Raw genomic sequence first — 19,409 nt, 5'->3', positions numbered from 1 at the left:
GGCAACCGACGCCCCATCACGGCGCGTCGAATACCCCTGAACCGCGGCTCACAGGGCGTCGGGCGTGCCCATGACGCGGCGCTCGACGACGACGAGGCCGATGCCCCAGACGAAGTAGAGCGCGACCGCGGTAAAGAACTGCCAGGCCGCGACGTCGAAGTGGCGTTGCACCAGCGTCACGAAGCCGACGACGGGCGGGGCGACGAGGAGCGGCAGGAAGAGGCCGTAGTAGAAGCCGTAGACGCGGCGGCTGCGCGGGCGCTCGACGGGGAGGCGCTCGACGGTCTGGAGCGGGGCGGTCTGCCAGGTGAGGACGAAGGGCAGGCCGCGCTGCTTTTCGGGGCCGAGGAAGCGCAGGCGCTCGCGACGGACCGGCGCGACCGGCAGGAAGGCGACGGTCAGCCACAGGGTCATGGTCAGGACGCCGCCGGGGCCGCGGTGGTGCGGGTCGAGGTAGCGCAGGCCGAAGCCGTTGAAGCTGAAGGCGCTCTCGAAGAGGCCGGGGTTGGCGAGGGCGTAGCGCTCGAGGAAGCCGCGGGTCTCGGTGGTCTCGCTGCGCGGCGTGCGGGTCCGGCGCCAGGCCTGGAAGAGGCGGAGCGCGCCGAAGGACGAGAGGGCGATGAGCACGGCCAGGCCGATGCTCGTCGGCAGTGCGGTATCGTCGACGACCAGCTTGCCGGCCGCGTACTCGACGGCGAGGCCGACGGCGGCGAAGCATAACGGGAAGGTGACGAAGAGGGCGATGACGAGGCTCGCGAAGAGGCGCCACATGGGCGCACGGTACGCCAAACTCGAGTCAGCGCGTGAAGTCGCCGCGGCCGGGGAGCCACGACCCGCCGCGCGCCGATCCCGAAAGGTCGAACCGGCCGCCGACCCTTCCTCGCTGAAAAACGGCTCCGTTTTTTTGTCGAGCGACCCTTCCCTCACGAAAAAGCGGAACGCCCAACGGCGCCACGTCCCATCCGTGCCGGGCCGCGCCCCTCCTCGGCGCGCCGCGGACCGGTTGGAGCCCGTTCTCGGGCCCGTTGGTTTGCGGACGACCCTTCCGCGGCGGATCCCGGGGAGGTCGTCCGCGCGAAAGACGGGTCGTGGGGCGATTCAGGGGGACGTTGGTTCGGCGAGGAAGGGTCGAAGGGGAGATCGGACGTCCGATATCGGCCGGCGGAGGGTCGAACGCCTTGTTTTTCGCCCGTTCCGGTGCCGCCGCGCTTCGAGCGCCGCGAGTTTGTAGGCGAGCGGCTTGCCGTCTTCCATGGTCGCCTCCTCCAGCACCTCGGCGAGCCGGCTCCCGTCCTCGATCACGTCATCGGGCACATCGGGCTTGTCGCCGAACGTCGAGGGGTCGAATCCAGGGATATCGCGCGTGGATACGACGAAGCAGCGCGGCGACCGCGCCTTTGCCCTCGCGCATCTCCCGTCGCCAGGTGCTTTCGTATTTCGCGGCTGCGTCGTAGGAGGCCACGAAGGCATCGTGGTTTTGAGGGGGCGGGAGCGGAAAATGGGAGCTGAGCGAGGCGCGTTCATGCTCGCAACCGGTTATCGTCCACCATGGCCTCGGGAGCGAGTGGGGAATGGCGAGCGGTTCGCCGAGGACCTGGCTCCACGCCGCTCGCATTTGCCCGCGTGCAGCGAGCGGGCGGCATACGCCCGACGATTGCCGTGGAATGGCCGAGGTCGGAGCGTTTGCCCAGGCCAGGGGGCGTCCATGAAAGCCGACACCTTCAAGGCGCGAGGCGTCCTTCTGTCTTTGCAGTTCCCTGTCGACCCCCTCTTTGGACTGCCAACCGCGGTTGCCACCCTTGACGATGCGGATTCCGTGCTCCCCTCTTGCGAACCGGACACGAACATTTCCACCGCACGCAGCCGTACCCCATCCCATCACGACTTGTCGCGCCTGAGAGCGCACGCGACCTGGTTCGATGAGAACTTCCACTGGCGCAGAAACGTTGTTTGGGTTCATACTTCATGTTGAACACAACACGGACATGAGCTAGGTACCGGCCTTCTTTATGAGCACGGCTGGTGTGGCCGTGCCGAGGAGCTTGTGATGACCGGACGATACGTGGTGGCGTCGCTTCTGGCGATGTTGTGCGGATGTAGTGATATGGGCTCAAAAGATGCGTCGCCCGAGCCGATGGTGGACGACGGGGTGGAGACGGGTGTGGCCCGGCAGGCGTTGATGGTGGCGCCACTCGACAAGAGGACGATTCCGATTCGCGCCGTCCACCTGGTGGATACAAGTTGTGTCAACCGTCCATCGGCACGCGCAGCTTGCGGAGCATCGACCGTGCCCGGTGTGGCGGATACGCTTTGTTCCAGCCGCACGCTGACGCCGCCGGATTCGCCGCCGCCGGACTGGGAATGCCCCGTTGGAACTGGAATGCCAGCCGTTTGCATTGGGAGTACGGCGTGGCCCGATGCCGAAGATGAGCTCGAGGAGCGACTCCAGACCGTGAATGAGATTTACGCTGCCGCGGGGGTGACGTTCAAGAAGCGCTCCTTCACCACGATAGAGGCGCCAACCTTTTGGTGCACGAAGACGCCGGGTTCCCTGACCTGGGGTCAGGCAAAGCTCGAGGTGACGAATGCGTTCTCCGGCGTGGATGGGTTCCCGCTGATACCCGCGAATGCCTGGGCGGATGCTGTCGTCAAGACTGGCGTATCCGGGGGCAGTGATTGGTGGAAGGCCGTCGCTGCGACGTTCGCACCGAGTGACGAGGTCATCGTCATCATTAGCGCCGGCGGCACCTCAGGTGATTTCCCATCGGAAGGCAAAGTCGTCAATTTGGCTCGGGCTGACCTCGACAATGGTACCAATGTTCTTGCCCATGAATTGGGGCACTACGTGGGGCTCGAGCATACGTTCAAGGTGGGCAGCGGTTTGGACCCTGACACGGGGTACACCATGAAGTTGAGCAAGCGTTACGATGAGGTGTGGTACCACAATGTTCTGATGCCCGAGTTTTTCACGAGCCCGAGCGAGGCAGAGGACCAGGAATCGGATCTCCAGTTGATCGCCAATTCGTGTTCGTACGCAACCGACGGCACCTGCAACATTAGCTGCACACTCGCCGGAACTACGTACTATCCCGGGAATTCGCAAATCGATGCCATCGTACGCACGTCCCCGCCGGGCCTCATCGTAAGCGTCAACGTCATGGACTATCCGCCTCGAGGTGTATCCTGTCCGCGGCACATCTCTGCATCGCAGGCCGATGTCCTATGGTCGTTCCTCAACAAGGAGCCGCCCGTGACGTCGAGTTTCACGAACCGCGTCAGCACGCTTCCGACCGTGTTTACGTCCAGCATCTTTCCGGGCCTGTTCGGGGGCGCTCTCATCGCTGGTCGCTCCCGCCTCGGCCTCGTCCGCTCCATCTGGTCCAGCACGGCGAACTACTGCAAGGCCAGCACGGAGCGTCTCTACGTAGGAGACTTCAACAACGACGGTCGCTCGGACCTGCTCTGCAATCAAATCGACGACGGGGACATGCTCATCAACCGAGCGGAGACCAATGGAACCTTCAATGGTTCCGATTGGACCAAACCGGCTCGTAATTTCTGCATCCAATCATGGGAGCACCTGTACGTCGGCGACTTCAACGGCGATGGCAGCGACGATCTGCTGTGCAACCAAGACGACGGCGACATGCTCATCGACTACAGCGAAGGGGCTGGAGTGTTCGATGGGAGCAACTGGATCTCCTCGGGCAGGAACTTCTGCGTGGGTTCGGGCAAGCGCCTCTATATTGGAGACTTCAACGGCGATTACCGAGACGATCTGCTGTGCAACCAGGACGATGGCGATATGATCGTCGACTTTGCCGACACGGATGGAGAGTTCAACGTCGACGGGAACGAATGGGTGCGTGTTGATCGGAACTTCTGCGTCTCATCGAGCGAGCGCCTCTACATCGGCAAGTTCAACGACGATGAGAAGGAAGACCTCCTCTGTAACCAGAACGACGGCGAAATCCTCATCGACTATGCGAACACCACGACCGCGCTGTTCGAGGGGAGCAACTGGATACAAGACCTCGACTTCTGCCTGGGTTCCAACGCTTCCTTGCACGTCGCCGACATCAATCGTGACGGTCGTGACGATCTGATCTGCCGAAACCAATCGACGGGCAAGATGGAAGTCGATCTCGTCGACGCGAGCGGACACTTCGCGGCGATCGAGTGGCGCGGGGATCTCGATGGGTGGTGCAGCGGCTCGTCGGTCAAGCACGTCTTCTTCGGCGATACCGACAACCAGTACGGGGCCGACATCATCTGCAACGAGACCGACGGCACGTTGAGCGTGGCGAGCTTGCGTATGGAGCCCTGAGCTTCATCCAGGCCAGGAAGGCGGGCCCCCAAGCGGGGGCCCGCGCCGCCGAGCGGGAGCGCAAGCGCAAGCGCAAGCGCGAGTCACGCGAGCGCGAGCGTTGCCAGATGCTTACGAGCGAGGTGCAGGCGGCTGTAGACGGTTTTCGCCTTGATTCCGAGCGATGCGGCAATTTCGGTGATCGAGAGGCCCTCCAGGTACGGAATCACCGCGGCACGGATGCGTGGGCGGATCTTCGCCAGAAAGCGCTTCAGCCGGAACCACCCGTACATCGCCTGCAAGAGCGTCTCCGGCGACGTCCCGTCCTCCTGCTCGGGGAGATCCTCCGCGAAACCCACAAGGACCTCACGCTCGTAGCGAAGGCGCTTTCGGTCATTGCGGGCATGGTTGAGCCCGATCACCAAGAGCCACGGGCGGGCCTGCTCCGGCGTGACCAGGCACGAGAGGCGACGCCAGACCGTGAAGAAAATATCCTGCAGGACATCCTCCACGTCGCGGGGAGGGACAGCCTGGCCGAGAAGAAGGCGTCGCAGGAAAGCGCGGTGTTCGAGGTAGAGACGGCCGAGCAAGGCGTGCGTCGCCGAAAAGTTTGCCGGCGGAGGATGGACGAGTATGGTGACCATTAGCTCATGGCTCCGGGTAACGCGGGGTTGTGGGTCAGACGCCGGCCGGTGTGGGTAGCTCCGGTCGGCGTCGCTTGTTTGTCCCACGAACCAGGGAAAAACTCAACGCTGAAAGCGTGGATTGGTTCGTCGCCGGAAAGTCCACGATCCACCGGGAAGGGTGCGAGGAGCGTGGGAATGGGGGCCTTGATCCTGGGCTGAGCTTCCCTCACCCCCGACCCGTCCCGGGAGAGGAGGGCGCGAGGACCTCGCACGGCGCAGCCGAGCTCGCCTCGCCTCTTGCTGCGGAAGAATCAGCTCTCGCGAGGGCGGGACCTCTTCCGCCTGGCGTAGATGCTCGGCAACATGCCGTACACGAGCGGCACCAGTGCATAGACCACAACGCTGAGGACAGTGCTCAGGAACGAGAGCCCTATGGCGACCAGATAGATCACCGGTGTGATGAGCGAGCGGCGTAGATGGATCTCGACGTCCTCCAGATCCATGTGAGGATCGACGAGCCGCCGGTTCGTGGTCGCATAACGCCACGTCGCATGGTGGACGAGGCTGATGGCGAGGAGGTGCGCGCCGTAGAGCACCACGACCGCCTGCTGCTCCAGGTACCGGCCGATCAGCGTCGTCGTGAAGGGGACGGTCGCGATGAGCATGAGGAACAGCATGGTCATCCACAAGAGGGCTTGATCGGCGCGCTTGACGAAATGAAATTGCTCGTGCTGCGCCACCCAGGACATCCCCAGCATGATGAAGCTGACGAAATAACCAAGGAACATCGGCCACAAGCGGATCAGCGCGCGGGGTATGTCCAGGGCTGTAGGATGATCGATCTCCGGCACGGGTATTTCGAGGACGAGGATCGTCATCACGATGCCGAAGGCCGCATCACTCAGGGCCTCGATCCGACTGGTCCGGAGGCTCGACGCGAATTCGTGCGGGACGGGTGGAAGCGCCATCGGGTGAATAAGCCTACCCCCCCGTCGACGACGCGCACGAAAAATGACATCTCCGAAAGATACGTTCCTCGAACGTCAGTGCATTCGAGCCGGACGCGCGCGCGAGGGGAGTGCGTTTTCGAGGATCTGTCGGGCCACGCTCGTGAGCTGCGCCCGGAAGCGACCGGTGTTGTAGCTCTGCCCATACCGTTCGCAGATCGCGCGCACGCGCGGCGCGAGCTCCGGGTAGCGGCAGGCGGGGAGATCGGGGAACAGGTGGTGTTCGATCTGGTGGCTGAGGTGGCCACTCAACACGTGGAACAGGCGACCGCCTTCGATGTTGGCCGACCCGTGGATCTGGCGCAGATACCAGGCACCGCGTGGTTCGTCCCGGGTCTCCTGCTCGTGATACATGCGCACCCCTTCCGGGAAGTGCCCGCAGAAGATGACCGCGAAGGCCCACACGTTGCGGATCCCGTTGGCGATGAAGTTTCCGAGCGCGACCCGTGGCGCATTCACCAGTGCCAATCCCGGAAAGAACACGTAGTCCTTGAACAGCTGTCGCGCGCCTTTGGCCAGGAATGGCCGCGCACGGGTCCAGAGCTCGGCGACGGACTGGCGGCCGGCGATGGTCTCGTCGAGGCGCAGCGCATGAGCCCCGATGCCCCACTGGAACAGGAATGCGAGCCCCACCACGACGAATGGCTGGATGATATGGGCCGGATTCCACGGCTGTTCCGACGTGACCCGAAGAAAGCCGTAGCCGACGTCGCGGTCGCGACCGAGGATGTTGGTGAACGTGTGGTGCTCGAAGTTGTGGTACTCGCGCCACTGGTGGGCGGCGCAGGCCATGTCCCAATCGTAGCTTTCGCCGTCGAGCTCGGGATCGTGCGTCCAATCGTACTGGCCGTGCATCACGTTGTGCCCGATCTCCATGTTCTCGAGGATCTTGGCCAGGCCGAGGGCTCCGGTGCCGAGCGCAAAGGTGGCGGGATCGATCCCGACGTGGAGGAGCAACCGGCCGGCGGCCTCCGCGTAACGCATGGTGCGCACCACGCTGCGAATGTGATCGACATCGCGTTGTCCGCGCTGGTCGAGAACTTCTTGGCGAAGTGCATCGAGCTCGCGGCCGAAGGCGTCGATTTCGTGGGGGGGGAGGGTGCGGTTCATCGGAGGCCTGTCGGATCAGAGGGCGAGCGTGAGATCGGAGCGGGCGACGGACACGCAGAGGCGGATGTCGTCGTCGGGTTCATTGGAGATCGCGCCGGTCAGGACGTTTTCGACCACCCCGCTCCGTTTGGCGCACCGGCAGGTATTGCAGATGCCCATGCGGCAGCCGTATTCGAGGCGTTCTCCGGCCTGCTCGAGCTCGTCGAGCAGTGTCCCGCGACCCGTGGTGGTGATGGTTCGTTTCGAGCGACCGAGATGAATCCGCGCACCTGCGCCGGACGCCGCTGCCGCAGGTTTGGCCGCGACGAATCGTTCGTGATGCAACCGCCCTTCGAAACCCAGGAACGCGGGCGCGACGGCGTCCATCATGCCGGTCGGACCACAAAGGAACGTCTCGCGGTGGGCGAGGTCGGGGACCAACACCCATAGCTGTGTGGCATCGAGTCGTGGCGACGCGTCGTCGAGGTGGAGCACCACCCGGAGCCCGGGGTGCAACGACGAAAGGCGCGCGAGCTCGCTGGCGAAGAGGACGTCTCGTCGCGAACGCGCGGCGTGGAGATACGTCACGTCCTCGAGCGCGCGCCGATGGGCAAGGTCGCGGAGGATTGCGATCAGCGGTGTCGCCCCGCTGCCGCCGCTCAGGAGGAGGAGTTTCGTGGGCTTCGTCTCGGGGAGGACGAAGTCGCCTGAGGGCGCGCCGAGGCGAACGAAGTCGCCTGCGTGCAGATGCGTATGCATCCAGTTCGAGACGCGGCCGCCGGGGATTCTCTTGACGGTGAGCTCGACGTGGGGGTCGTTCGGTGGGGAGGAGATCGAATAACAACGACGGAGGCGTATGCCGCCCACCTCGACCTCGACCGGTACCCATTGCCCTGGCAGGTGACCGGGCCATACCCGGGGTGCGAGCACGAACGTCTTCACGTCGTGGGTCACGTCGACCACGGAAAGGACACGTGCGCGAAGCTCGGCACGCGAGGCGACCGGAGCGAGCTCGTCGACCCAGAACCGGAACGAACGGTCGAGGAGCAACGCGCGGCTGAGGCGCTGCGTGGTGCGGAGGGCAAACGAAGCCGTACGCGCCACGTGCGGCGCGTTCGTCGCGAGCGTGCTCATGTGCATTCCCTCGATGGGCGCTGGTCCTCCACGCCCCACCCTGCCGACCAATCTACGACCCGCAGGTACGTGGACAAGATGCGGTGCGTCACGATTCGTTCAGGAATGGGTCGAGCGCCTGTCTTCCTCGTGTGGCTCGGCCGCTCTGCCGGCCTACCGCGAAGAAGAGGAGCGGCCGAGCAGCGTCCGACGGAGCCTCGGCGGTGCCGATCCATTCCCGGCCGAGGTCGGCCCCCCGGCGCTGCATGGCCCGCTCCCGTTCCTACGGCGCGCCGAGCTCGAAGAAATTGCGGATCCGATTGAAGATATCCCGCTCCGCCTTCACGACAGACGGCCCCGCCTCGTTCACCGTATCAATCCCCTGCCGCGCAGCCCGCAACTCCTCGGCCCGTTGCGCGAGCACCCCGGCGAGCTCTCGCGCGAGCTCGGGCCGCTTCTCGATCACCCGCTGAAACGGCCCCTTCTCCAGCCGAAAACACTCAACATCCGTCTCGGCAACCACCGTCGCGAGCCGCGGCGACCCCGTCAGCAGCGACATCTCGCCAAAGAAGCTCCCAGGCCCCAGCTTCTTCACCGGCAACTCCCGCCCATTCTCCGTGACACGCACGAGCGCCGTCCCGTCCTCGATCAGATGCACGCAATGATGCTCGGCGTCCCCCTGGTGCGCGATGATCTCCCCGCGCGTGAACGGCGCGTATCTCAGCTGCTCGGCAAGCTCGGTCCGCTCCGCGTCCGAGAGCGCCTGGAACAGCGGCACCATTTCGAGCAAATGCTTCCGCCTCGAAAGACGCTTCGCCGTCTTCTGCGCCGCCCGGCTCGTCTCCTCGGTCACCAGAACCGACGCCGCCGGGATGGCGAGGTGCATGCCCGCGCGCTCCAGCGCGAAGAAGATACGCGTGCGGACGTCGGAGTCGGTCAACGTGTCCATGTCGAGGTCGGTCAGCCAGTACCGCAACGCATACCGCCCGTACGACTCGCCGAGGTCGAGGAGCACGCAGCTCGGCGCGGGGTCCTCCGCGACATGCGGCACCTTGGCGTCTTTCACGACGTCCCGCACGACGTCGATGACGTCCGAGGGCTGGTACCGGAAATCCACATTGAAATGGATCACGCGGCGCAAATACGCGGGTTTGCCCTGGCGGCGGCCGAACACGGTCACCTGGGATCGCATGAGCACGTTGTTCGGCACGAGCACGGTCTCCCAGTTGCCCGTCTCGATCGCCGTGTACCGCCACCGGATCTCTGCCACCCGCCCGCTCACGTCGTTCACCTTGATGAGGTCGCCGACCGCGATGGAGTTGTCGAGCTGGAGCGCGAGGCCGCCGGCGACGTTGCCGATGACGTCCTGCAAGGAGAAGCCGAGGATCGCCGTGAGCACGGCGCTCGTGGCGATGAGGCCCGAGAGGTTGATGCCCGCGCGGCTCGTGATGCTCACCGCCGTGACGACCGAAAAGATCGCCACCATCACATCCTCGACGATGCGCGGCGCGCGCAGGCGCAGGCGCGGGAGAACGACGTGGAAGAGCAGCACGGCCGCTGCGCCCACGAACGCGACGCCGCCGAACACCGCCGCCGGGATCCGGATCTCGTCCACGAACGACGAGCCCGTCACCACGAGCGCCGCCGCCCCGAGGAGCGAGAGCACGTGCATCGACACGAAGAAGCCGAGCGGCCGGAGCCGCGGCTCGCTCGACGTGTCGAACCGGCTCGCGACGAGCGCGATGACGAGCGCCGTGAGCAACCAGAACGTGTGCGCGAGGAGCGCTTCCTTCCAGAGCGCGTAGAGGAAAGCCACGGGCGCACCCTACCAGCTCGCCGCTAAGCTCGCTGCTACCGCGCTCGATGTCGCTCCTCGCCTCCTCCCTCACTGTGCGCCTCTCGGGCCGCACGCTCCTGCACCGCGCCTCCCTCGAAGCGCGGCCCGGCGAGGTCGTCGCCGTCTTCGGTCCGAGCGGCGCCGGCAAGACGACGTTGTTTCGGGTGCTCGTCGGCGAGCTCGTCCCGCTCGAAGGAAAGGTCGTGCTCGCCGGCGAAGACGTCACGCGCCTGCCGCTGTACGAGCGCGCGCGCCGCGGCCTCGGCTACGTCCCGCAGACGCCGAGCGTCCTCCCCGATCTCTCGGTGCGCGACAACCTCGCCGTCTTCGAACGCCTCACCCGTCGAGCGCGCCCGTCCGGTGCGCCGGGCGCGCTCGTGATCGCGCGCGAGCTCGGGCTCGACGGTCTGCTCGACATGCAGGCCGCGCGCCTCTCCGGCGGCGAGCGGCGGCGCCTCGAGATCACACGAGCGCTCACGGCCGCGCCTCGGGTCCTCGTTTGCGACGAGCCGTTCGCGGCCGTCGATCCGCTCGGCGCGACCCGGGTCGCCGAGCGACTACGCGCCCTCGCCGACGCAGGGGCCGCGGTCCTCGTCTCCGATCATCACGTCGACGCGGCGCTCTCTCTCTGCGACCGCGCCGTTCTCCTCCTCGACGGAGAGATCGCGCTCGATGCCTCCCCCGGAGCGTTTCGTGCTCATCCGCTCGTGCAGTCTCGTTACGTCGCGACTTGACGACGAAAGCTTGCGTCACGGGATTGTCTGGGTGGCATCGCGGGTTTCGCCGAGGACATGCAGCGTCTCGGCAGCTCGATGAAAACGAGGCGTGGCCCGGCAAACGTAGCGGTCATGCAAGCTTCCACCGGATCGAAGGTCCGGCATCGTTGCGACGCCCGAGGCGCATCTTATCGACGCGCGTCCGCTCGGCCCGCGGTGTTACCATGGCCGATGGCGGTTGTGACGAGCGCACCTCTGGTGCTTTGCCCCGGAAGGAAAGGAAGGAAGCCTTCGATGAACATCGCAATCACGTTCCGACACATGGTGGGCACGGACGCGGTGAAGCAGTACGCGCATGACAAGGTCGCCAAGCTGCAAAGGTTCCTTCGTCAAGCCATGACCGCGCAGGTCACGTTGTCGGTCGAAGGCCTCGATCACATCGCCGATGTGCGGATCTCCTCGGGCAGCCAGCAATTCCACGCGACGGTCCGCAGCCAGGACATGTACGCCTCGATCGACAAGGTCATCGACAAGCTGGACCGCCAGATCGAAGCGGACAAGACGGCGAGCATGGCGAAGAAGCGCGGCGGGACGAGCGCGGCCGAGTTCGCCGCCGAGGCCTCCGAGGCCGCCGAAGGTCGCGCCCGCGACTGACGGCGAGTTCCACGCTGTACGCCCTCGCCAGGCGAGCCTTTCCGTAGTAGGGCTCGGCCGTGCTTCCGCCGAGGCACGGGGGGGACAGGCAACGATCGATTCCATGGCGCAGCAGCGTCGCGCGGTCGCCCCTCCGGCGGTCGCGCGGCGCAAAAGGCGGCGCACGCCCCGCTCTCCCAACCCCCCCGGCACGATCATGGGTGTTCTCGAGATCCTGAGCGCGGACCACGTCTCGGTGGCGAACGAGGCCGAGGGTGTCGTCCGCTCCAAGCCCGAGGCGCTGCGCCGCATCGCCGAGCTGCTCGCCCGCGGCCTGATCCCCGTCACGCCGGTCGTGGAGATCGAGCGCGTGCTCGCCGAGCGCGAAAAGCTCCAGTCGACCGGCGTGGGCGGCGGCGTGGCCATCCCCCACGGCGGGCTCGAAGGGCTCGATCGGCACGTGGGCGCGGTCCTGCTCTGCCCGCACCCGATCGACTTCGACGCGATCGACCGCGCGCCCGTGAGCATCCTCTTCGCCGTCGTCGGCCCGAAGCGCGCCGCCGGCGAGCACCTGAAGACCTTGGCGCGTGTCTCGCGCCTGCTCCGCGACGATGAGTTTCGCAAGCGACTGCTGCTCGCGCCGAGCGGCGCTGACGCCTTCACGATCATCGCCGCCGAGGAGGGCAGGGGCCCGTGACTGACGAGGTTCCGCGAAGCGTGCCCGCACCACGCCCCTCGATGAGCGTGCGTGCGCTCCTCGCCGATCCCGGGCTCGGCGTGAAGCTCGATCTCCTCGCGGGCGAAGCGGGCCTCGATCGGATCGTCGAGTCGTCGCGCATCCAGAAGTCGGGCCTCGCGCTCGTGGGGCACTTCCACGGCATCACCTCGTCGCGCATCCAGATCTTCGGTCAGACCGAGCTCTCGTTCCTGCACACGCTCGATGTCGAGGACCGAGCGAAGAAGCTCCGTGATCTCTTCGCGCGTGACCTGTGCTGCGTCATCGTCACGCGGGACGCGCGCAGCGAAGGCGAGTCGTCCGCGGAGACCGGCTTCCCCGCGGTGCCGGAGCTCGTGGCCGCGGCCGAGGCATCCGGGACGCCGCTGCTCCGCTCGGCGGATCGATCGAGCGTGACCATCACGGCGCTGCACGCGCTGCTCGACGACAGGCTCGCGCCGCGCGTGCGCATGCACGGCGTGCTCGTCGACGTCTTCGGCGTGGGCGTGCTCCTCACGGGCCCGAGCGCGATCGGCAAGAGCGAGTGCGCGCTCGACCTCGTGATGCGGGGACATCGCCTCATCGCCGACGACGTCGTCGAGTGCGACTTCCGCCCGCCGGGCATGATCTTCGGCATGGCCGCGCACCTGCTCCGCCACCACCTGGAGGTGCGCGGGCTCGGCATCCTCAACGTGAAGGACCTCTTCGGCGTGACGGCGATCCGCGAGCGCAAGCGCATCGACGTGGTGATCAAGCTCGTCGAGTGGTCGAAGGACGTCGAGTACGACCGGCTCGGCCTCGAAGATCGGTACCACACGATCCTCGGCGTGAAGGTGCGCGAGCTCGTGATCCCGGTGCGGCCGGGGCGCGACATGTCGACGATCCTCGAGGTCGCGGCGCGGAACGAATTGCTCAAGAACGCAGGGCATCACGCCGCGCGCGAGTTCTTCGGCAACCTCGAAGGCGCGCTCATGAGCGGAGGGAGGCGAGATCGATGAGCGACAAGAGCCGCGTCGTCGTGGTCACCGGGCTCTCGGGGGCCGGCAAGTCCACCGCGATCAACGCCCTGGAAGACCTCGGCTACTTCTGCGTCGACAACCTCCCGACGTCCCTCGTGCCCGCCACGATCGAGGTCTGCGAGGCCGGCGGCATCCGTCGCATCGGCCTCGGCATCGACGTGCGCGCCTTCGCCTTCCTCGACGGCGCCGCGCCCACGCTCTCGCGCATCGCCGAGGGGCGCGACATGGCGATCCTCTTCCTCGACGCGACCGACGAGGCGTTGCTCCGCCGCTTCAACGAGACCCGAAGGCCACACCCGCTTTCGGCCGCCGCCTCGCGCGCGCCTGGCAGCTCCGGCGGCCTCGCCGTGCTCGACGGCGTGCACCTCGAGCGCGAGCGCCTCGCCCCGCTGCGCGCGCTCGCCACGATCGACCTCGATACGACGCGCCTCAGCGTGCACGAGCTGCGCCGCCAGATCATCGCGCACCTCGGGCCGGGCAAGGCCGAGGCGCCGCGCATGCGCACGAGGTTCATCTCGTTCGGCTTCAAGTTCGGCGTCCCGGTCGATGCGGACCTGATCTTCGACGTGCGGTTCCTCGACAACCCGCATTTCGTCCCGGAGCTCCGTCGGCTCCCCGGGAGCCACCCCGCGGTGCGAGATTTCGTCCTGCAGAGCCCCGAGGCGTCCGAGTTGCTCGAAAAGATCGGTTCGCTCCTCGAATTCTCGCTCCCTCGGTACGAGCGGGAAGGGAAGAGCTACCTGACCATCGGCATCGGCTGCACCGGTGGGCGTCATCGATCGGTGGCGCTCGCCGAGGTTTTGGCCGACAATCTACGAAGGAAGGTGGAGCTACCCATCTCGGTCGTGCATCGTGACGTCGGCAGAGCGGAGCACACCGCGCCGCTGGAGCCCGATCCACAACTGCTCGAGCGGAGCGCGACCGAAGGGGCGGAGGGGGCGCCGCGCTCCCCCGACGGCGGAGGGAGCAAGACGTGAGCAACGCGAGCGCGACGGGGCGGTTCACGATCGTCAACGTGCGCGGCTTGCACGCACGGGCGGCCACGAAGCTCGTGCAGCTCGCCGGCAAGTACCCGTGCGAGGTCACGATCGCGGGGCCCGATGGGCAGGAAGCGAACGCGAAGAGCGTGATGGGCGTGCTCCTGCTCTGCGGCGGCGTCGGTACGGTGATCGAGGTGAAGGCGCGCGGCGAGGGCTCGGCAGAGGCCGTGGCGGCGATCGGCAAGCTCATCGCCGATCGCTTCGGAGAGCCTGAATGAGCGTGGAGCCTCCCTCGAAAGCGACCGAGGTGCTCCGCGGCATCGCGGGCTCGCCAGGCGTCGCGATCGGCAAGGTCGTCGTCTTCGGGCAGAGCCGCGTGCAATGCCCGCGCCGCACGATCGGCCCGGGGGAGATCGACGCCGAGGTGGCGCGTTTCGAGGAGGCTGTCGCGCGCGCGCAGCGCGACCTGCGCGAGATGTCGCTGCGCCTCACGGAGCGCAGCGCCGAGGCCTCCATCCTCGAAGCGTACGTGCTCATGACCGGCGACCCCGTGCTCGCCGAGGCCGTGCGTCACCAGATCCAGAAGGAGAAGCGCGCCGCCGAGTGGGCCGTCGCCGAGGCGTCCGACGTGATCGCCAAGCGGCTCGCGGCGCTCGACGATCCGTACCTGAGCGAGCGCAGCCACGACGTGCTCTTCATCGGCGATCGCATCCTGCGCGCCTTCGGCACGACCGTGCCCGAGCAGCAGAACCTTCGCCTCGAAGGGCCCTCGATCGTCGTCGCGCACGACCTCTCGCCTGCGGACACGGCGGCGATGATCAACCAGCCCGTCGTCGGCTTCGTGACCGAGGTCGGCACGCGGACGAGCCACACCGCGATCATGGCGCGCGCGCTGGAGATCCCCGCCGTCGTCGGCGTGACCGACGCGCTCAAGCGGATCTCGAGTGGTGATCTCGTCGTCGTCGACGGCCTGCGTGGCAGCGTCCTCGTGGGGCCGCAGCCGCGCGAGCTCGACGAGGCGCGCGCCCGCGGCGAGCGGCACACCGCGCTCTCGCGGGAGCTCTCCGTCTCGCGGGATCGCGAGGCGACGACCCAGGACGGCGTGCGCGTCACGCTGCGCGCGAACGTCGAGCTCCCGGCCGAGGCCATCCTGGCGCGTGATCACGGTGCCGAGGGCATTGGCCTCTACCGCACCGAGTTTCTCTACATCGATCGATCGCTACCGCCGACCGAGGATCAGCAGTTCGAGATCTTCCGCGCCGTCGTCGAGACGATGCGCCCGATGCCCGTCACGCTGCGCACGTTCGACATCGGCGGCGACAAGTTCATGTCGAGCCTCAAGCTCCCGCCCGAGATGAACCCGATGCTGGGCCTCCGCGCCGTGCGCCTCGCGCTCTCGCAGCCCGAGGTCTTCCTCGAACACCTGCGCGCGATGGTCCGGGCGAGCGCGTACGGCGAGGTGAAGATCATGATCCCCATGATCGCGAGCCTCTCCGAGCTCCGGCAGGTGCGTGTCCTCCTGGAGAAGGCGATCGAGCAGGTGAAGGCGCGGGGCTTGCCCTGCGCGGACGAGATCCCGCTCGGGATCATGGTCGAGGTGCCGGCGGCCGCGGTGCTCGTGGATCTCTTCGCCCAGGAGGCGAGCTTCATGAGCCTCGGGACGAACGACCTCGTGCAGTACACGCTCGCCGTCGACCGCACGAGCCGCTCGCTCGCCTACCTCGCGTCATCCTTCGATCCTGCGATCCTGCGGCTCATCCGCAGCGTGGTGCGGGCGGGCGAGGGCTGGGCTTGTCCCGTGTCGATCTGCGGCGCGATGGCGAGTGATCCGCTCGCCGCGGTCCTGCTCGTGGGCCTCGGCATGCGTGACTTCTCGATGGAGGCGGCCGCGATCCCCGAGATCAAGGAGGCGCTGCGCCGCGTGACGCTCGTCGAGGCCGAGGCCGTCGCGCGGGAGGCCTTACGCTTCGGCACCTCCGACGAGGTCGAGCACTGCGTGGCGGAGGCGTTTGCGCCTCGCCTCTATGATCTTCTCACCGGCGAGCGTTGAAGGCATCCTCTCCTCTGGTCCGAAAAACCCGAGGAGCTCATGACCGCCATCACCTCGATCAAGATCCAGACGTCCCGCCTTCGCACGCACGTGCTCGTCAGCGGGCCTCAAGACGGCGTCCCCGTCCTGTTCATCCACGGCAACTGCTCCTCCGCTCGTTTCTTCGAGCAGACGATGGCCGCGCTCCCCGCGGGCTTCCGCGCCATCGCGGCGGACCTCCGGGGCTACGGCGACTCCGAGCCTGCGCCCATCGACGCGACCCGCGGCCTGCGTGATTTCTCGGACGACCTCGCGGCGCTGCTCCAGAGCGCCGAGCTTGGCCTGAAGGGCCGGGTGCACGTCGTGGGCTGGTCGGTTGGCGGTGGCGTCGCGATGCAGCTCGCGATCGATCATCCCGAGCTCGTCGGAAAGCTCGTCCTCGAAGCGCCGATGGCGCCGTACGGGTTCGGCGGGACGAAGGGCACGAGCGGCGAGCCGTGTTTCGCGGACTTCGCGGGCTCGGGCGGCGGCACGGCGAACCCCGACTTCGCGCGGCGGTTGAAGGCGCGCGACGCGTCCGAGGAGAGCGCGACCTCGCCGCGCAAGGTCATGAACGACTTCTACTTCAAGCCGCCGTTCCGCGTGGAGAAGGAGCGCGAGGAGTTTTTCCTCGCGGAGGTCCTGAAGATGGTCGTCGATGACGCGCACTATCCCGGCGACACGACCACGTCGGCGAACTGGCCCGGCGTCGCGCCCGGCACGCGCGGCGTGAACAACGCGCTCGCGCCGAAGTACGTGAACCTCTCGGGCTTCGCGAAGATCCCGCCGAAGCACGACGTCCTGTGGATCCGTGGCGACGGGGATCAGATCGTCAGCGACACGTCGCTCTTCGACTTCGGCTTCCTCGGCAAGCTCGGCGCGATCCCGGGCTGGCCTGGCGACGACGTCTATCCGGCGCAGCCCATGGTCGCGCAGACGCGCGCCGTGCTCGACGCGTACAAGGCAAACGGCGGCAGCTACCGGGAAGAGGTCCTGCCGAACGTCGGACATTCGCCGCACATCGAGGCGCACGACACGTTCGTCGCCGAGATCGTGCGCTTCTTCGGCTGACCGGCGGGCCCGAGGGGGGGAGGGCTCTCTCGGCGTCTCTGGATCGTCTGTTAAAAAATGAGGTTAGGGCCTGAAAAACCCAGCGACGGACCAACCTCGCGTAAACCGTGCTTGGGTTTTTCGATCGCACGTGCACGTGGCCCCGAAGAACGTGTTAGGTTTGTCGCGGGTCAGGATGAAGCGCACGTCGAGCGAAACGCAGGCGCAGGGATCGAAGACGCGGGCGGCGACTCGCGAGCGCGCGGGCACCAAGAGCGAGCTGCCGGAGCCGTACGCCGGCAAGCTCGGCGCGCGGATGCGTGATCTCCGGCTCGAGCGAGGTTTGTCGCTCGCGAGCTTGCGCGAGGCGGGTGGCCTGACGCCGAGCCAGATGTCGAGCGCGGAGCGCGGGCGGGTGCGGGTCACGATGGGCACGGTCGTCGCGGTGGCGCGAGCGCTCGACGTGCCGCCGTTCGTGCTCTTGGCTTTTCCCGACGAGGATCCGCTCTCGGCCGTGCTGGAGGAGATCCGGCAGGCGTACGGCGGCGATATGCGGCGCGTGAGCGCGGTGATCGAGGAGCGCACGAGCGGCCAGCTCGGCAAGAAGCGCGGGCGCGGCGCGACGAAACGCTCGCTCCACGAGTAGAGCGAAAAGTCAAGACAATCATGTCGGGGCCGTAGCGAGGCCTCCCTGTCGGCGGCGGGGTGGTGTCGCGTGTGACCGACCCGCGTGGGGGCCGCTTGCCCTGACAACCGCCCTGGCGTGCCGCGGGCGCGGGGGGCTCGGCGCACGTTTGTCCAGGGATCCCGCATGGTTCGGCGCGTCCGCCGGGGCGCCCGGGGGCCGCCTCCGTGTTTGCTGTGTCGAACCCGGATTTCGTCTCCGGAAATGAATGATCCCGGTGTCGATTTCGGGGCGTTCGAAAATGCGTTCGAACATTGGGAACGGCCGCCCGACATGGTAAGTGGTTTGGCCTGGAAGAACCCATTGGTTCGTCCATTCGAATCTTCGAAGACTGCAACAAGCGGTCGATGGTCGATCGCATGCTTGGCAGGAAAAACGGTTTCCGAGGTGCAATCCGTGCCTACTCGTCGTGTCCCGGACCCGCTCGCCGCCCACATCGGTGCTCGAATGCGCGAGCTGCGGCGTGAGAAGGGAATGTCACTCGCTCAATTCGCGAAGGCGAGCGGTCTCTCCAAGGGCCACGCCTCGAACTTGGAGAATGGACTCGCGCTCATGAGCGTCGGCACGGTGTACGCCGTGGCCCGGGCGCTCGGCGTGCCTCCGTTCCTCTTGTGCATGCGGGAGGAGGACGAACCCTTCGCCGCGTGCCTCGATAAGATCCTCCGCGAGGAGGGCGGCGACGTGGGCCGCGCGGCCGTGCGGCTGCGCGAGCTCTTCTTCGGCAGATCGCCCGGGCCAGGGAGGGGACAGGGGTAGGCCGCGAATGCAGGCGCGGGTTGTCGGGACATGCGCGTCTTACGGGGACGTTGTACCGGGCGAGGACGACATGGTAGAGTTCGTCCCACGCGAACACGGCCAAGACGAACCGCCGCGTTTCGTCCGGATCTTCTCCGCGTCTCCGGTACGCCGGGGCGCACGTTCGAGGTGGAAAAACCATGCCCCGTCGTCCGACTCCCGAGCCCGTCGCCGCCAAGGTGGGGGCCCGAATCCGTGATCTGCGCCAGGAGCGCGGCATGTCGCTCGCGGCCCTCGCCGACGAGAGTGGTCTGTCCAAGGGGCACATGTCGAGCGTGGAGCGCGGGCTCGTTCTGATCACGGTCGGGACCGTGGTCTCCGCCGCAAAGGCGCTCGGCGTCCCGCCCTTCGTGCTCCTCATGTTCCCCGAGGAAGAGCCGCTCGCCGCCGTGGTCGAGCACGTGCGCGCGAGCGAAGGCGGCGACACCGACAAGGCCGCTGCCGCGCTGCGCAAGCTCGTCTTCGGGCCGAACGGTCGCCCGCCGAAGACGGCCACGCCGACGAAAAACGCCGCAGCAAAGGCGGCGCCCGCGAAGGCCACGCCCGCGAAGGCCACGCCCGCGAAAGCCGCGGTCAAGGCCACTCCCGCGAAGGTCGCCGCCACTGCAACGCCGGCCCCGGCCGCCACGCCGGCGCCCGCTGCAAAGGGTCGCCGCAAGCGCTGAACGCCCGGACAACCTCTGCGCCGCGCGCCAAACCCGCGCGGCCGGGGTTCGGGGACATCGCTCGGTTCGCCCGAGTTACGCCCCCGAATGTCGAAGAGGTTCTTC

The 19,409-nt window shown here is 67.0% G+C and carries 19 protein-coding genes; 12 read left to right on the top strand and 7 right to left on the bottom strand.

The annotated features are described in order from the left end of the window. Positions 1–48: 48 nt before the first annotated feature. On the bottom strand, positions 49–771 hold the full coding sequence (locus tag POL67_RS40385) for a hypothetical protein (protein ID WP_271926228.1): 723 nt from the start codon (positions 769–771) through the stop codon (positions 49–51). A gap of 327 nt (positions 772–1,098) precedes the next feature. Continuing rightward, on the bottom strand, positions 1,099–1,314 hold the full coding sequence (locus tag POL67_RS40380; protein ID WP_271926225.1) for a hypothetical protein: 216 nt from the start codon (positions 1,312–1,314) through the stop codon (positions 1,099–1,101). 733 nt (positions 1,315–2,047) lie between these two features. Between POL67_RS40380 and POL67_RS40375 the strand changes: the two genes are divergently transcribed. Then, a complete protein-coding gene (locus tag POL67_RS40375; protein WP_271926223.1) occupies positions 2,048–4,327 on the top strand; it encodes an FG-GAP-like repeat-containing protein in 2,280 nt (759 codons plus the stop codon). 83 nt (positions 4,328–4,410) lie between these two features. Here POL67_RS40375 and POL67_RS40370 read toward each other — a convergent pair whose 3' ends face one another. The 5 genes from POL67_RS40370 to POL67_RS40350 all read right to left on the bottom strand — a co-directional run bounded on the left by POL67_RS40370 (position 4,411) and on the right by POL67_RS40350 (position 9,957). Next, entirely contained in the window at positions 4,411–5,037 is a 627-nt protein-coding gene (locus POL67_RS40370) for an RNA polymerase sigma factor (protein ID WP_271926221.1), read from the bottom strand. Between the two features lie 206 nt (positions 5,038–5,243). Further along, entirely contained in the window at positions 5,244–5,900 is a 657-nt protein-coding gene (locus POL67_RS40365; protein ID WP_271926219.1) for a TMEM175 family protein, read from the bottom strand. A 75-nt stretch (positions 5,901–5,975) separates the two neighbouring features. Continuing rightward, on the bottom strand, positions 5,976–7,049 hold the full coding sequence (locus POL67_RS40360) for a fatty acid desaturase family protein (RefSeq protein WP_271926216.1): 1,074 nt from the start codon (positions 7,047–7,049) through the stop codon (positions 5,976–5,978). Between the two features lie 15 nt (positions 7,050–7,064). Beyond that, positions 7,065–8,162, bottom strand: coding sequence for a ferredoxin reductase (locus POL67_RS40355; RefSeq protein ID WP_271926214.1), 1,098 nt, complete (start codon positions 8,160–8,162; stop codon positions 7,065–7,067). Between the two features lie 262 nt (positions 8,163–8,424). Then, positions 8,425–9,957, bottom strand: coding sequence for a mechanosensitive ion channel family protein (locus POL67_RS40350; RefSeq protein WP_271926213.1), 1,533 nt, complete (start codon positions 9,955–9,957; stop codon positions 8,425–8,427). Positions 9,958–10,004: 47 nt separating this feature from the next. On the opposite strand from POL67_RS40350, the gene POL67_RS40345 reads away from it, so the two are divergent. The 11 genes from POL67_RS40345 to POL67_RS40295 all read left to right on the top strand — a co-directional run bounded on the left by POL67_RS40345 (position 10,005) and on the right by POL67_RS40295 (position 19,304). Next, positions 10,005–10,712 (top strand): ATP-binding cassette domain-containing protein, encoded by a 708-nt coding sequence (locus POL67_RS40345; protein WP_271926211.1) that lies wholly within the window; start codon positions 10,005–10,007, stop codon positions 10,710–10,712. Between the two features lie 276 nt (positions 10,713–10,988). Further along, positions 10,989–11,348, top strand: a complete 360-nt coding sequence (gene hpf / locus POL67_RS40340) for a ribosome hibernation-promoting factor, HPF/YfiA family (RefSeq protein ID WP_271926210.1) — start codon at positions 10,989–10,991, stop codon at positions 11,346–11,348. Positions 11,349–11,544: 196 nt separating this feature from the next. Then, complete coding sequence (locus POL67_RS40335; RefSeq protein WP_271926209.1) at positions 11,545–12,024, top strand: PTS sugar transporter subunit IIA; 480 nt, start codon at positions 11,545–11,547, stop codon at positions 12,022–12,024. Positions 12,025–12,044: 20 nt separating this feature from the next. Continuing rightward, complete coding sequence (gene hprK / locus POL67_RS40330) at positions 12,045–13,040, top strand: HPr(Ser) kinase/phosphatase (protein WP_271926206.1); 996 nt, start codon at positions 12,045–12,047, stop codon at positions 13,038–13,040. Next, positions 13,037–14,038 carry an RNase adapter RapZ gene (gene rapZ / locus POL67_RS40325; RefSeq protein WP_271926204.1) on the top strand — a complete coding sequence of 334 codons (1,002 nt, stop codon included), beginning with the start codon at positions 13,037–13,039 and terminating at the stop codon, positions 14,036–14,038. The genes hprK and rapZ overlap by 4 nt, the downstream gene beginning before the upstream one ends. After that, positions 14,035–14,319 (top strand): HPr family phosphocarrier protein, encoded by a 285-nt coding sequence (locus POL67_RS40320; RefSeq protein WP_271926203.1) that lies wholly within the window; start codon positions 14,035–14,037, stop codon positions 14,317–14,319. Before rapZ ends, POL67_RS40320 begins: the two co-directional genes overlap by 4 nt. Further along, complete coding sequence (ptsP, locus tag POL67_RS40315; protein ID WP_271926201.1) at positions 14,316–16,091, top strand: phosphoenolpyruvate--protein phosphotransferase; 1,776 nt, start codon at positions 14,316–14,318, stop codon at positions 16,089–16,091. Before POL67_RS40320 ends, ptsP begins: the two co-directional genes overlap by 4 nt. 39 nt (positions 16,092–16,130) lie before the next feature. Beyond that, positions 16,131–17,180, top strand: a complete 1,050-nt coding sequence (locus tag POL67_RS40310) for an alpha/beta fold hydrolase (RefSeq protein ID WP_271926199.1) — start codon at positions 16,131–16,133, stop codon at positions 17,178–17,180. A gap of 175 nt (positions 17,181–17,355) precedes the next feature. After that, entirely contained in the window at positions 17,356–17,805 is a 450-nt protein-coding gene (locus tag POL67_RS40305) for a helix-turn-helix domain-containing protein (RefSeq protein WP_271926197.1), read from the top strand. 165 nt (positions 17,806–17,970) lie between these two features. After that, entirely contained in the window at positions 17,971–18,600 is a 630-nt protein-coding gene (locus POL67_RS53925; RefSeq protein WP_308789572.1) for a helix-turn-helix domain-containing protein, read from the top strand. A gap of 179 nt (positions 18,601–18,779) precedes the next feature. Next, positions 18,780–19,304, top strand: coding sequence for a helix-turn-helix domain-containing protein (locus tag POL67_RS40295; protein WP_271926195.1), 525 nt, complete (start codon positions 18,780–18,782; stop codon positions 19,302–19,304). Positions 19,305–19,409: the final 105 nt, after the last annotated feature.

It is taken from the genome of Polyangium mundeleinium (assembly GCF_028369105.1).
Taxonomy (GTDB): domain Bacteria; phylum Myxococcota_A; class Polyangia; order Polyangiales; family Polyangiaceae; genus Polyangium; species Polyangium mundeleinium.
The sequence above is the reverse complement of the archived record's forward strand: the minus strand, read 5'-3'. Positions and strand labels throughout refer to the sequence as shown.

What these genes read in the sequence shown, in the direction of transcription:
- POL67_RS40385 (WP_271926228.1), bottom strand. Translation starts at nt 771, where the DNA reads ATGTGGCGCCTCTTCGCGAGCCTCGTCATCGCCCTCTTCGTCACCTTC.
- POL67_RS40375 (WP_271926223.1), top strand. Translation starts at nt 2,048, where the DNA reads ATGACCGGACGATACGTGGTGGCGTCGCTTCTGGCGATGTTGTGCGGA.
- POL67_RS40365 (WP_271926219.1), bottom strand. Translation starts at nt 5,900, where the DNA reads ATGGCGCTTCCACCCGTCCCGCACGAATTCGCGTCGAGCCTCCGGACC.
- POL67_RS40360 (WP_271926216.1), bottom strand. Translation starts at nt 7,049, where the DNA reads ATGAACCGCACCCTCCCCCCCCACGAAATCGACGCCTTCGGCCGCGAG.
- POL67_RS40355 (WP_271926214.1), bottom strand. Translation starts at nt 8,162, where the DNA reads ATGAGCACGCTCGCGACGAACGCGCCGCACGTGGCGCGTACGGCTTCG.
- POL67_RS40345 (WP_271926211.1), top strand. Translation starts at nt 10,005, where the DNA reads ATGTCGCTCCTCGCCTCCTCCCTCACTGTGCGCCTCTCGGGCCGCACG.
- hpf (WP_271926210.1), top strand. Translation starts at nt 10,989, where the DNA reads ATGAACATCGCAATCACGTTCCGACACATGGTGGGCACGGACGCGGTG.
- POL67_RS40335 (WP_271926209.1), top strand. Translation starts at nt 11,545, where the DNA reads ATGGGTGTTCTCGAGATCCTGAGCGCGGACCACGTCTCGGTGGCGAAC.
- rapZ (WP_271926204.1), top strand. Translation starts at nt 13,037, where the DNA reads ATGAGCGACAAGAGCCGCGTCGTCGTGGTCACCGGGCTCTCGGGGGCC.
- ptsP (WP_271926201.1), top strand. Translation starts at nt 14,316, where the DNA reads ATGAGCGTGGAGCCTCCCTCGAAAGCGACCGAGGTGCTCCGCGGCATC.
- POL67_RS40310 (WP_271926199.1), top strand. Translation starts at nt 16,131, where the DNA reads ATGACCGCCATCACCTCGATCAAGATCCAGACGTCCCGCCTTCGCACG.
- POL67_RS40305 (WP_271926197.1), top strand. Translation starts at nt 17,356, where the DNA reads ATGAAGCGCACGTCGAGCGAAACGCAGGCGCAGGGATCGAAGACGCGG.
- POL67_RS53925 (WP_308789572.1), top strand. Translation starts at nt 17,971, where the DNA reads ATGGTTCGGCGCGTCCGCCGGGGCGCCCGGGGGCCGCCTCCGTGTTTG.
- POL67_RS40295 (WP_271926195.1), top strand. Translation starts at nt 18,780, where the DNA reads ATGCCCCGTCGTCCGACTCCCGAGCCCGTCGCCGCCAAGGTGGGGGCC.